The organism is Pedobacter sp. KLB.chiD (genome assembly GCF_047040275.1).
Classification (GTDB): Bacteria; Bacteroidota; Bacteroidia; order Sphingobacteriales; family Sphingobacteriaceae; genus Pedobacter.
The window spans coordinates 1,207,186-1,219,510 of the sequence record NZ_CP178207.1 but is presented as its reverse complement, the minus strand read 5'-3'; the positions used below and the strand labels follow the sequence as shown (position 1 = coordinate 1,219,510).

Here is a 12,325-nt window from a genome sequence, read left to right as displayed (position 1 = left end):
GGTTTATTTTATAATGGTGTAGCTGTACATCACGAAATCATTTACAGCAGGTAAAGCTACTTTCAGACTGCCTTTCCTACCTGTTGTTTGAATCACCTGCTTCCCGCTACCCAGTAGCGGTTTTAACTGTATTTTGACCTTTTCGGGTAACCAGGTTTCCAGTACACCCGTTTCATCAGGTGTGTTTTCCCTGAACACGATAAAATAACCCCTATCTTTTTGAATCGATTGAAAACCTGTCCATGATTTGCCCGAAGGTTCCTCACCAATCGGTAAAATGGTTCCCTGATGGAAGTCGTGCTGCACCTCTTTATACTTGTTAATCAATGTTCCCAGTGCTAATGCTGCTTTAGGTAGCCCCGTGCCTTCAAACCAGGCCAGTGGCTGGGCAGCCATGGTAGTGGCAAATAAATATTCAAAAGTATAGCAGGAAGGAGCGAAAGGATCATGGCCATACTTGTCTGTATTTCTCCATTTGTTTAAAAATTCGATCTGCAATTTTTCCGGCGGTACATATTTAGAAAGTTGCCATAGGTTACGGAGTGTCCAGTAAGGATAGTAGTTTTGCCAATCGGTATAACGGTTCTCCAAAAAAATATTACCGTATTCGGTAAAGAGATGGTAGCCACCCCTGCGGCCCGCAGTGGCATCGAGATTGAAAACAGCCTGGTTTCCTGTTTCATTCAATACCTTATTAAACATTTTAGTCAGGTTAATCTCCGATTGCTTATTTGGAATGGAGAGACCATCAATTTTAAATGTCCTGATTCCGTACATCCGGTATAATTCGGCCATTGCCGAAGCGTCTTTCTCCCAGTCTGCATAGTTATGCTGGATACTTGGATTAAACCACAAGCAAATCTCAATACCCATTGCTTTGCCCCTTTTTACGATCGGACCGAGTCCATTCGGATATTTTACTGTATCGGGTTTCCAATAATTAGCGTTAGTCCAAATATTGGTAAAAGAGCCTTTGGCCAAGGCAGAATTCGGACTTTTTCCCTGTTGCCATCCGTCATCGATCTGAAAATGGGTAATACCGAGCTTGGCTGCAGCTTCCAATTCCAATAGGCTAAACCTTTCATTCACTTTAGCATCCTGGCTCCTATCACCCCAGGTATTCATCATCACCATTTCATCCCGCCGTGGCTCATTTTTACGGATGGTTTTCTGGTAGGTGCGTAAGGCTTGCAGCTGTTCAAATGTCTGCCCACTGTAAACACCCAACACCACCGTATAGGCTTTGCGCCATTCGTCTTTACGAATATCGACCGAATTCAGTCCCAATCCGTTCACGGCAAAATGGCCAAATTCAGTTGTAAAATCCTGACCGCCGTAAGCAAGCTGGGTAGCAGCGCCTGGCGCTTCCTTTAAGAAGAAAAAACCGGCATCTTTTTCCTGGTTATGTGCAAAAAGCAGGTTGCCCCGGTAACCTTTTTTTCTATAGGGGATAAACTTATTTTCCAGCACCAGATTGTTGTTCCAATCGGTTACGTCAAAAAACTCGACCGCCTTAGCCTGCCAGTGGAAACCCTCCAGCTTGAACTGATCTAAAACCGCGGCGGCACCACCAACCTTCATATCTTCAGCAAACTCAATATTTTTTTGATCAGCGACGTTGGTTGCTTGTCCCCCTGCGATCCCAGCTAACTGCCCTTTCAGATAGGTTTCACAGGCGATGGAAGCGCTTTGAGCATTTATCCGGTAAATCCGTCTGACATCAAGTGCGCCTGTAGAGAAAGAAATAATGGTTTCCTGTGTAGCAATGCGAATGGCATCTTCTTTCCTGACCAACACTTCATAATGCCCATTTTGAGTGGCAGTGCCAGCTTGAATGTAAAAATCGGGGTTCTTGAGTTTGTTAAGCCAAATTTTCCCGCCTTTCTTATCGCTTAGGCTGTGGGTAATCACATTCCCCTTATTCCATATAAATTTGCGCTCGATAAATTGATTGCCTATGGTCAGGGTGTCCTGATCGAGGCGACTGTAGCATCCATCCTGAGCGGAGCAAGGTATATTAGCCGCCAGGAGCAAAATCATCAGTAAAAAAGCGTAAACTCCCCCTGTTAAATTACCTTTAATTTTCGCAAAGATTGCTATCGGCATCCCCTGTGATAGAAGGTTACCCAAAAAACTTTGCGGAGAATACCGCCCATTGATCTCATAATTTATAGCTGTCATATTTGGAGATTCCAAAACTAGCTACTTGTGCTTAAGGAGGGGTTCAGTTTTGTACGGAAATGGTTCAGTTTTGTACAAATTAACCAAATCACTGATTTTTTTTAACCGTAGCCACAGGCTTAAATAAACAAAAAGTGGTTGACCTAGCCAGACGCCAGATGTAAGCTACCTGGCGGGTGTCGCATTATCCGCAGTTACTGCCCTGAGCAATTATTGATGAACCCTTAAATTCATCAACACACCTGGTCCGGTTTTAACCCAGACCAGGTAGCTGATGTGATATGGTATTTCTGATGTTTTGCCGTTATCGCCCAAAGAAAGAAAACAGCCTCATTTTAGGTAAGGCAAGGTTAGCGACAGGGATTTAATTTAGCGGCGACAAAAAATTCTAACTGGCAAACTATTTGCCATTCTGCTTTCGCTCAAGTAAAATGGCGATTTCTACGTCAAGTTTTTTCTGAAGAACTTCTCCCTCAAATCCAATGGTCCTGAATTGCATTTTTCCCTGCTGATCGAGAACGGCAATGGTAGGAATTACCGTGAAGCCTACTTTTTCGCCTATATTTTTGTCGTTGTTGAAATAAACAGGAAACTGATACTGTGGATTCTGTTTTGCCCATTTTTTTGCGTCTTCAATGGTGTTATTGGCACCGCTGTTTACCACCATGAACATCACGTCCTTATTATGACGGTATTTCTCGAAAACTCGATGGAAATAAGGCATTTCCTGCATGCAGGGTACACACCAGGTTGCCCAAAAATCAAGGATCACAATTTTTCCTTTCATCATTTCTGCGGTAACCGGCCGGCCTTCCAGGTCAACCAGTCCCGATAATTCCGGACCGGGTTTATCCATCATCAACAATTTAGTTTCAGCCCTTAGCCGGGCGATTTCCAACGCTTCCAGCGCTGCCAGTTTTGCGCTAAAAGCGGCTTCTGAAGGATTATATTTTAAAAAATTGATTTTTGCGCTTTTGATTACAGTTGAATCTGTTGGATTTTTGATCAGCAGCTTCCAGAGGATATCAAAAGCCTGCTGATTTTCATTAAGCCTGGCAAAAACTTCGGCACTGTTGATCAAACCTTCCCTTCCCGCTGATTGTTTTACCGCCCGGTTCGCCAGTAGTCTTGCCGAATCGGTTTGGTGTAAGTCGAAATAATTAAGTGCTTTGATAGAAAGCAGCGCAGACCTGGCTTCTGCTATAGCCTGTTTTCTGGTACTATCCGGAACATAAGATGGAATGTAACCGAATTCAGGAAAATATCGGATAATCCCTACCGGCCAGGTACCCGATATTTTTAACGATCGGTCTGCATACTTAATAGCCGCAGCCGGAGCAATTTTATTTTTGGTCAGCGTTGCTGCAATTTCCTTAAATGCCTGTGCTGTGTAAGGATTAACTTTTACATTCAGTTTTGAGGCATGAAACAATGCTTTTACAGAATCTCTTACCGAAGCATAATGATCAAAGAGCATTTTATGAATACTTTCAGATCCTTCTTCGCCAGTGTGATCACTTTTTTTTAACATCGCTTCCAGTTTTGCAATTTTGACTGCAGTATCCTGCTCTTTAGCGATCATTGTCGCGCGAAGGTCTCGGGAAATATCTGCATCGGGGAAACGCTGCATAATTACCCTCCGCAAAGAATCGAGCCTGCTCTTTTCGCCAATCATCAGATAACCCATTGTAACCTGGTTCACATTGCCCGGTATGGTAGGGTTTTCTTCAAATTTCGCAGCAATGATTTTCCTGGCTTGCTCCCTTAACTTCAATTTTTCTTCAGGGCTTTTAGCCATGGTCATCCTCGTATTAAGCTGTGCTATCTTGGCCTCATAATTATCCGGGTTGTTTCTGAGCTCTTCACCAATAAGCGCCAGTTTTTTGGCCTGAAGATCTGCAGACTTAGGCATCTGGGCAGACAGGCTATACGATTCATGCAAAAAACTACTTTTTACTCTTTTTTCATCATCAAATACACGTAAAGCATAATGCTGATCGACAGCAGGTTGATCAATCTGTTCTCCGCTTTGAATATAAAAGGCTGCAAATGTTGCAAACCTACCGGCCACAAAAGAAGCTGTCCATATTTTTCCCTTTTTTACCATGGGCATTTTCCAGGGCAGGTCGTAAAAAGTAGAATAACTAAAAACGATAGTAAGAGAAGGGGCGTCTGGTGTTATTTTAGCATAGGTAGCTGCAGGGTCGTAACTGATGGTAACGGTATCCCCTCTCTTTATTTTTTCTGGCTTAATGGTTACACTTTGTCCCCGTACCTGCATAACGGCAAATACGAGGAGTATATAGCTGAATATTATTTTTTTCATCGGGAGTCGATTAATTATAACCTGGGTTCTGCACCATGTTCGGGTTGGTGCGCATGGCCTCAACAGGAATAGGAAAAAGCACTGCGGTGGATTTCCAGGCCGGCTTGGTTAATGGAAGAATATCATCTGCACGGGATTTTAACGGATCTCCTGAAAGGCTTTTCCAACGTTTAAGATCGAACCAACGGTGTCCCCATTCCGAAAACAGTTCCACCCTTCTTTCCTGTTCAACCTGTGCCATGGCAAGTGCCGGGCTTGCTGCAACCGCCAGCGGTGTCAATCCGGCCCGGGCACGAAGTACATTAAGATCATCTTTAGCCTCAGCCAGCCTATTTAGTCCTACCCTTGCTTCTGCACGGATCAGGTAGGCTTCGGCAAATCGTAATATCATGGAATATTCGGTTACTGCAGCACCGGCCGCTCCAACCCTAACTTTATATTTAAAAGGATAATAATGCGTTACAACAGGTGCCGTAGCGGTACTGTAACTGCCTACCCAATTGCTAAAACGTTTATCTCCTGCTTCGAAACCAGTTTCCAGACCATATGTTCCCTTTGTAAGCCTGTAAAGTGGAGATGCTGTTGGCACCAGGGTATTACCTTCCCATGTATTTCTACCGCCAAGCGTATTCACTACCTGAAGCTGCCAAACGGCTTCGTTTGAATTTTTCAGAAACACCTTGTTCATGTGTCCGGCGTCATTTGGGTCGGCATTTTTTAAAATGGAATACTGCGTGGAGTTCGCAATTACTTCACTGGCTTCTGCCTCTGCCAAAGCATTGTTTCCAGTATATAAATAGACTCTAGACAGTAGCAATGTAGCTGCTGTTTTATTAGGCCGTGTGCGCTCACCCGCTCCGGGGTAAGCGGCTACCAATAAGCTTTTTGCATCTTTTAAATCCTGTATAATTGCAGCATAAACCTCACTCTTGGGGCTTCTGGCCTTGCTGCTGTTGTTCAACACGTCGGTATTGAGGATAAGCGGTACATCGCCAAATAAATTGACCAGATAGAAATGGCAGAAGGCACGCATAAACTTGGCCTCGCCCAATAGCTGGTTTTTAACCGACGGTGTAAGCGTTGTGGAAGCCGTAACACCTTCTATAACAGCATTAGACCGGTAAATAAAATTATATGGCGAAGCCCACATGATCCCTACATAGGTATTTCCAGATGTCAGGGCATTGTTCTTAAATTCATCAAAGTTGGCCAATACAGAAGCATACACAAACTCATCAGCCGCCATGGCACAGGTAAAGCTGGTAAGCACATTAGCAAACTGGTAATTAGATGCATTCATATCACTGTAAATACCCACCATTGCGGCAGTTGCGGTAGCATCGGTGGTAAAAACCGTTCCCGTAGCCAGCTGATCTTTGGGATCTTCGATTTCTACATATTTTTTGCAGGACAGACCTGTACTCATCAAGGCAAGTGATAATATATAATAGATAATTTTCATCGGAATTAATTTATTTAAAATGAAAGCTGTAAACCTGCGGTATAAACACTTACAGGAGGCATTGAATACCCTTTTGTTTCGGGATCAAAGCCATCGTACGACGTTATAGTAAAGAGATTCTGCCCCTGAACATACATGGTGATATTGTTAAATTTCCAGCTTTTGAGCAGGTCTTTGAAGTTGTATCTCAACGAAACATTCTTCATCCTGATAAATGAAGCGTCGCCCCAAACCGCATTAGAAAGCCTGTAATTGTTCTGGTATGCGGTATAGATGGGTTTACCTGCAGTGGCACTTGCTCCCGGTATCGTTGCCGGAACACCTGGTGTCGTCCATCTTTCCAGCGCACTAAGATCCTTGTTTCTGAGCGCATAACCATTGGCATAACTTAAATACCCATAGTTTAATAAGGGTCCTTCCTGTTTTACAAACTGGAAGAAAAAATCAAGACTAAAGTTTTTGTAAGTTAAACTGTTCTGAATGCCTCCATAAAATTTAGGCATCGTATTTCCAATCACGATCAGATCCGCTGGATCGGTAATGGCCTTATCTCCGTTGAGATCCCTGAATTCAGGCACACCTGATTGTGGATTTATCCCAAGAAAATCAAAACCCATCACGATCGATAAAGGCTGGCCGATGACATACCTGGTCGCATTTGCCGAATTTTTCAGGTCTGGATATTCCAGCAGTTTGGTTCTGGCCACGGTAAGATTAAAGGAAGTATTCCATGAAAAATCCTTTTTTCTGAGGTTGATCGAATTCAGCTCAAACTCCCAGCCTTTATTTTCTACCAAGGCTGGTAAATTGGCCTGGTAGCTGGTAAATCCAGATTGCGAGGAAAGTGTGCTTCCGATCAACTGGTTATCAGATCGGTTGCGGTAGAAATTTGTAGTGAGTAATAGCCTTTCATTAAAAAAACCAAGATCTAAACCAGCTTCCAGCTTCCTGTTCACTTCCCAACTGTAATTGGGGTTTGGAAAACGGCTAGGCGATATTCCTCCTATGCCACCATATGGATAAGTGGTGGGCGTCCAGCTGTCCAGGAACTGGTAGTCACCAATCTGGTCATTCCCTACCGTACCAAAACTTCCTCTTAGTTTACCAAAACTCAGAAAAGGAAGATTGTCTTTGATAAAAGTCTCATTGCTGAACAGCCAGGCTGCCCCCATGGCACCGAAATTACCAAAACGGTTATTCGGACCAAATTTCGAAGAGCCATCCCTCCTGAAAGTACCGTTTACGATATATTTCTCGTCCCAGTTATAGGTAAGTCTTCCAAAAACTGATGTATAACGGTATTTGGTATAACTATAACTTCTTGGCGTGATCAATGTAGCTGCCTTAATGTTATCCAGTTGCAGATCGCTGATATAACCGCTTCCGGTTACACCTTGTCCTTCTCTCAGGCTATGTTGCCAGGTTCCGCCCAACAATGCAGACAAACTACCTTTTCCCAGTTTTACATTATAGGTTAACTGAGGTTCCACAATGTATGAACTTAAATTTCCGTTTCCGTAGTTCGCGCTGCTCCCGGTATAATTGACCGGGTTGAAACCTAATTTCGGAAGGGTTTGAGTTTGTTTCATATCCATCCTGTTAAAACCTGCACTTACTTTAGCGGTAAGACCTTTCAAAAACTGATAGCTCAAAGTGGTATTGGCAAAAATGTTGTTGGTATTGCTCACATTTGTACGTTCAAAATAAGCCATGGGGTTCTGCTCGTTTCCTATCCAGTAATAATTGCCTTGTGCATCATAAATCGGAAAATTTGGCGCCAGGTTGAAAAAGCCGGTTACATCACTCTGTAAGGTGTTGTTTTCATCGAGCGTATATTTAAAAGAGCTGGTGAACTGAAATTTTTGATCAACCGAGTTATGATTGAGCGACATGTTCAATGCCCCTCTTTTAAACCCTAAATTACCGGGCAAAACTATTTTCTCGTCCCGGTAAGTTCCGCTGATCAGGTATTTGGTTTGCTCGGTACCGCCGCTTAACCCCAACTGAAGTTCAGAAAGACTGGCTGAATTTCCAATCAACAGGTCCTGCCAGTTCTGTTCAAGATTCTGGTCCCATAATAAAAGGTCAGGTGCCTGCGCTTCTGTGGGCGTAACCGCGTCCTTGGCGTAAGCCTCACGTCTCATGGCCAGATATGCTGCACCATTTAGCATCTTCACACGCTTACCAACTGTAGAAATTCCGGAATATACATTCGCTGTAAATTCCGGCTTGCCCGATTTTCCTTTTTTAGTAGTAATTAAAATCACTCCGTTTGCTCCCCTCGAACCATATATTGCCGTTGCATCTGCATCTTTTAAGATATCAATCTGCTCAATGTCGGCAGGATTGATACTGGCCAGCGGACTTTGGCTCCCGTTTGCACCCGAAAACTGGCTCAGGCTTTCTGAAATAAAGGGAACACCATCAACAATATATAAGGGCGAGGTACCTGCCGAAATCGAATTTTGGCCTCTCAAACGCACATTGTAAGCTGACCCTGGATAACCGGTTACCGACGAAATATCCAGACCAGCCACTCTGCCCTGCAAGGCAGCAACCGGATCTCCTACAGGCTGATTGGCAATCTGTTTAGCACCGACCGTGGTTACCGAACCCGTATTGGTTCTTTTGGTCGTAGTTCCATACCCGATAACCACAACAGCATCCAATGTTCCGCTTTGCAGCTCCAGGAATACCTCCATCGGTTTAGCACTTTGCACAGGTTGCTCTATAGTAGCATAACCGATATAACTAAAGATCAGGATATCATCTGTTGAGCATTGGATCTTGAATGCACCATTGTTATCGGTTATGGCAGCAATGGTTTTGCCTTTTACCTTAACAGAAACGCCGGGCATTTCCTTGCCCTTTTCATCCTTTACCACACCATTAATTTCTTCTCTTAAGCTAATGCCTGGTGTAAGAGCACTTTTTTCCTTAAAAATGATAATGCTGTTATTGAGCAGTTTGTATTTTAACCCACTGCCCTGCAAAAGCTCATCAAGGGTCTGTTTTACGCTCCTGTTTTTAATTTCAAGCCGAGGTGCTTTTATCCCCGAGATAACCTCTTTTTTGTAAGCAAAACGAAAATCGGTCTGTTTCTCTATTTTTGCAAAAGCCGCCTGTAAGTTCTCTTTAGAAAAGCCTAAAGAAACATTGACATCCTGCAGGCTCTGGGCTGAGCTATTAACGGCATATAGGCTACTGATCGCAAATAATGAAATAACCAATAAGATCGCGTTTACCTTCATGAAAAATCTTAATTTTTGGATAATAGTGTAGTGATAAGTCAATAGGAATTGACTTGCAAAAGGTGTATTTTTATAATACATTGCAATAGTTTTAGGTTGTTCGATATATAATTTAAAACTGTTGTAAGCCCCGGTGGCGGCCGGGGTTTACTTAATTTCGTTCCTATATCATGTTGGTGATACTTTTTTCTTCATCAGATTTTTATTTTTTGGTTGGTTTATTAATTTTCACATCCTGCACCGTCAATCAGCAAAAGGTTGCCTTTGCGTTCAAAAGAAGCTCCGGTAATCGCGCTAAGCACTTCTGTAACCTCGCTCAGGTTATTGCGCCTTAAGAAAGCAGCGGTAAAACGGCATGTTTTTACCTGATCACTTTTGAACGAAACTTCTATGCCGTAACGCTTTGCAATCAGCTCCGAAGCCTGCAACAGGGTAATATCGTCCATAATCAGATCCTGTTCTTTCCAGGCGGTTACCTTTTCGGCATTTACCGTCTGCTTGCCCTGATCAACCTGGCCCAGCTTCCAGCTCAGCTGCTGGTTTGGTGTTAATATGGCCAGGGTTTCATCGGCCCGTTGTACCATAACCCGGCCCCTGGCAACCGTTACGGTTACCGCTTTCTGATCATCGTAAGCAGAAATATTAAAGGCGGTACCCAGTACCGTTGTCGTGATTTTGCCGGCATGGATAACAAAGGGATGTGCTGCATCATGTGCCACATCAAAAAAGGCCTCACCAAATAAGGTTACCTCTCTTTTTTTCTTTCCTTTAAAATTCTGATCATATACCAAACGGCTATTGTTGTTCAACTGCACAGAAGTTCCGTCTGGCAACTTGATCCATTGATGCCCTTCAGCATTTTTGGCTGGTTTAGCTGTTTTATTTTTTGCCGCGATAACAGGCCTGGTTACCGGTTTAAACACAAGAAATGCAATTGTAGAAATTAATAGCACCGATGCCGCATACCCAATCCAGTATAAAGGCTTTTTTGCCTGCTTTAACGTTGTGCGATTTTTTATTTGGTGAAAAACTGCCTGCTGATCAGCCAGTTCAGCTTCTTCAATAGCCATTTCAAATTCAGACTGAAATTCCGTTAAAGCCTGTCTCCACTCTTCCTGATGGCTACCGTCCTGCATCATCGAAAGCACCTGCTCATTTTCCTGAGGTGATGTCAGATTTCGGATGTACTTTAAAAAAAGTTGCTTGATCGATTGTTCCAAAATAGCTTGCTGTTTATATCATAACACTTAAAGCCCATGGTACATTTACCCGAAAAGAAAATATTTTTTATTTTTTCTGATATCCCGCAAAAAAGGAAAATATCGATTGAAATTTAGACCGGGCTAGAAAAACCAGGACAGAAGCGCTCCATTCCTGAGCAGGTATTTTTTAATCGAGCGGATGGCTTTAACCATTTGACTGTTGATGGTTGCATCTTTTAAGCCAAGTTCTTCAGCTGCCTGTTTGTAACTATAGCCCGATCCATGGCAAAGCTCATAGATTTTTTTACGTTGTGGGGGTAACAACTCTACAGCACGGGAAACAAATTCCTTCGTTTGCTTATACTGCGCAAAAGCAAGTCCATTATCATCCCGGTCCAGCGCATATCTGGCTATCTCTTCCGTAATCATGGTTTCCTTCGCTGCTTTACGGATCACATTCAATGATAAGTTCCTGGCGATGGTAAACAAATAAGACTGGAGGGGTAAATTAGGTTCCAACTTAGCAGCGGTTTCCCATAATTTTACAAATACTTCCTGAACAACATCTTCTGCAAGTACAGGAGATTTTAAAATCTTGAGTGCAAATGCGTAAGTCCTTTTTACATGTCTTTCATAAAGAAGAGAAAAAGCAGTCTCGCTGCCGTTTTTCAACTTAAGCACCAGTTCAGCTTCTGAATCTTTGACAACACGCATAGTCTACAAATTAGTAGATTTTATTAATAAACATTAATCATTTGAAAGCCGTGTTCCAAATTTAGAAATTACAGGGTAAATACCGGAAGTTTTAATTAAGATAATCAGATCCGATTATCAGGATATAGCCGTTGCCATAGCTGCTTTCTTAACAGCGAACTGCACGAATCATCAAATGGGAACATATTGGCCCCGACTAAACCTGAAAAATGAAGTAAATTTCGTTTAAAAAATACTTACTTCAATATTTTAGCACTATAGCCTGTTCCATTTAGTGGAAATGCGGTTACCAACCGGGCCGAAACACCGTTCCACCTGATCTCGTAACTACGGAGATCTACCATAATCACCTCTCCATTCGATAAGATGTGACGGAAAGGACTATGGATACAAAATTCACCTGCACTATTAAGGGTCTGCACGAGCAAAGCATAATCCTCTTCCGGCCGGATATCAACAATAGTCATGTTTAAAAATTCAGACCTTGAATATCCATAAATCTTACATGCAGCATCATTCACTTCGAGAAAACTCAAAGTTGATATTTGAAACACCCACATGGGATCAAAGCTATAATAAAAAAGCTTGCTGAATGGAGAGGACTGCTCCCCCAAACTTAAATGATGGCCTTGCTGTTCCTGGCGAACATGTTCCTGCCATAAACTCCAGTTTTCGAAACCACAATACGAGGCTAAGGTATCCAAAGTGTATCGTGATGTCCGAAAATTATATTTTGCAAACCCAAAAAGCCGTTTGAGCGTGGTTTCGCTGATTTTTCTACCTGTCTTTTTTTGTAATAAAACTGAAAGTGCAAAACAGATATCAGGACTTGATTGATTAAATCCAGAAAGGTGAAGTATTTCAGATAGGATTTGGCGAAGGCCAAATAAAACTGCATTTGACATAGATTTTCTAAATTCCGATAATTTCAGATCTTGATATTCGATTATCTTTTTGCGGGAATAAATTTAGGGATCGAACTTTCAATCTGCAATCTGTTTGATAATGTAATACAACTTTTACCATCAAATCATCGCTCGAAGCGAAAAAGTCCGATACGGATTTAACCTAAAGAAACCTGCTGGTACAATTGAAGCATTCCTTGCCAGAGCCGGGGTTTTCATAAAAATACGGGAAAATGCTTGGCCAATACTAAATTGCGTCCATTTGATTATGCTGAAAAAATTAA

General features: G+C 42.5%; 7 protein-coding genes. All 7 read right to left on the bottom strand.

The annotated features are described in order from the left end of the window. Positions 1-3: 3 nt before the first annotated feature. The 7 genes from ACK1I8_RS05130 to ACK1I8_RS05100 all read right to left on the bottom strand — a co-directional run bounded on the left by ACK1I8_RS05130 (position 4) and on the right by ACK1I8_RS05100 (position 12,041). Positions 4-2,181: an alpha-galactosidase gene (locus ACK1I8_RS05130; RefSeq protein ID WP_412468266.1), complete on the bottom strand. Its 2,178-nt coding sequence runs from the start codon at positions 2,179-2,181 to the stop codon at positions 4-6. A 400-nt stretch (positions 2,182-2,581) separates the two neighbouring features. Beyond that, on the bottom strand, positions 2,582-4,507 hold the full coding sequence (locus tag ACK1I8_RS05125; RefSeq protein WP_412468265.1) for a redoxin family protein: 1,926 nt from the start codon (positions 4,505-4,507) through the stop codon (positions 2,582-2,584). A gap of 10 nt (positions 4,508-4,517) precedes the next feature. Continuing rightward, positions 4,518-5,969, bottom strand: a complete 1,452-nt coding sequence (locus ACK1I8_RS05120; protein ID WP_412468264.1) for a RagB/SusD family nutrient uptake outer membrane protein — start codon at positions 5,967-5,969, stop codon at positions 4,518-4,520. 14 nt (positions 5,970-5,983) lie between these two features. Continuing rightward, positions 5,984-9,220 (bottom strand): TonB-dependent receptor, encoded by a 3,237-nt coding sequence (locus ACK1I8_RS05115; protein ID WP_412468263.1) that lies wholly within the window; start codon positions 9,218-9,220, stop codon positions 5,984-5,986. A gap of 221 nt (positions 9,221-9,441) precedes the next feature. After that, positions 9,442-10,440 carry a FecR family protein gene (locus ACK1I8_RS05110; RefSeq protein WP_412468262.1) on the bottom strand — a complete coding sequence of 333 codons (999 nt, stop codon included), beginning with the start codon at positions 10,438-10,440 and terminating at the stop codon, positions 9,442-9,444. A 123-nt stretch (positions 10,441-10,563) separates the two neighbouring features. Then, positions 10,564-11,136, bottom strand: coding sequence for an RNA polymerase sigma factor (locus tag ACK1I8_RS05105; protein WP_412468261.1), 573 nt, complete (start codon positions 11,134-11,136; stop codon positions 10,564-10,566). A 236-nt stretch (positions 11,137-11,372) separates the two neighbouring features. After that, positions 11,373-12,041, bottom strand: a complete 669-nt coding sequence (locus tag ACK1I8_RS05100; RefSeq protein WP_412468260.1) for a PAS domain S-box protein — start codon at positions 12,039-12,041, stop codon at positions 11,373-11,375. Between the last annotated feature and the right edge of the window lie 284 nt (positions 12,042-12,325).

Bases quoted from the DNA above. Each gene is read 5' to 3' on its own strand.
- ACK1I8_RS05130 (WP_412468266.1), bottom strand. From the start codon at position 2,181: ATGACAGCTATAAATTATGAGATCAATGGGCGGTATTCTCCGCAAAGT.
- ACK1I8_RS05125 (WP_412468265.1), bottom strand. From the start codon at position 4,507: ATGAAAAAAATAATATTCAGCTATATACTCCTCGTATTTGCCGTTATG.
- ACK1I8_RS05120 (WP_412468264.1), bottom strand. From the start codon at position 5,969: ATGAAAATTATCTATTATATATTATCACTTGCCTTGATGAGTACAGGT.
- ACK1I8_RS05115 (WP_412468263.1), bottom strand. From the start codon at position 9,220: ATGAAGGTAAACGCGATCTTATTGGTTATTTCATTATTTGCGATCAGT.
- ACK1I8_RS05105 (WP_412468261.1), bottom strand. From the start codon at position 11,136: ATGCGTGTTGTCAAAGATTCAGAAGCTGAACTGGTGCTTAAGTTGAAA.
- ACK1I8_RS05100 (WP_412468260.1), bottom strand. From the start codon at position 12,041: ATGTCAAATGCAGTTTTATTTGGCCTTCGCCAAATCCTATCTGAAATA.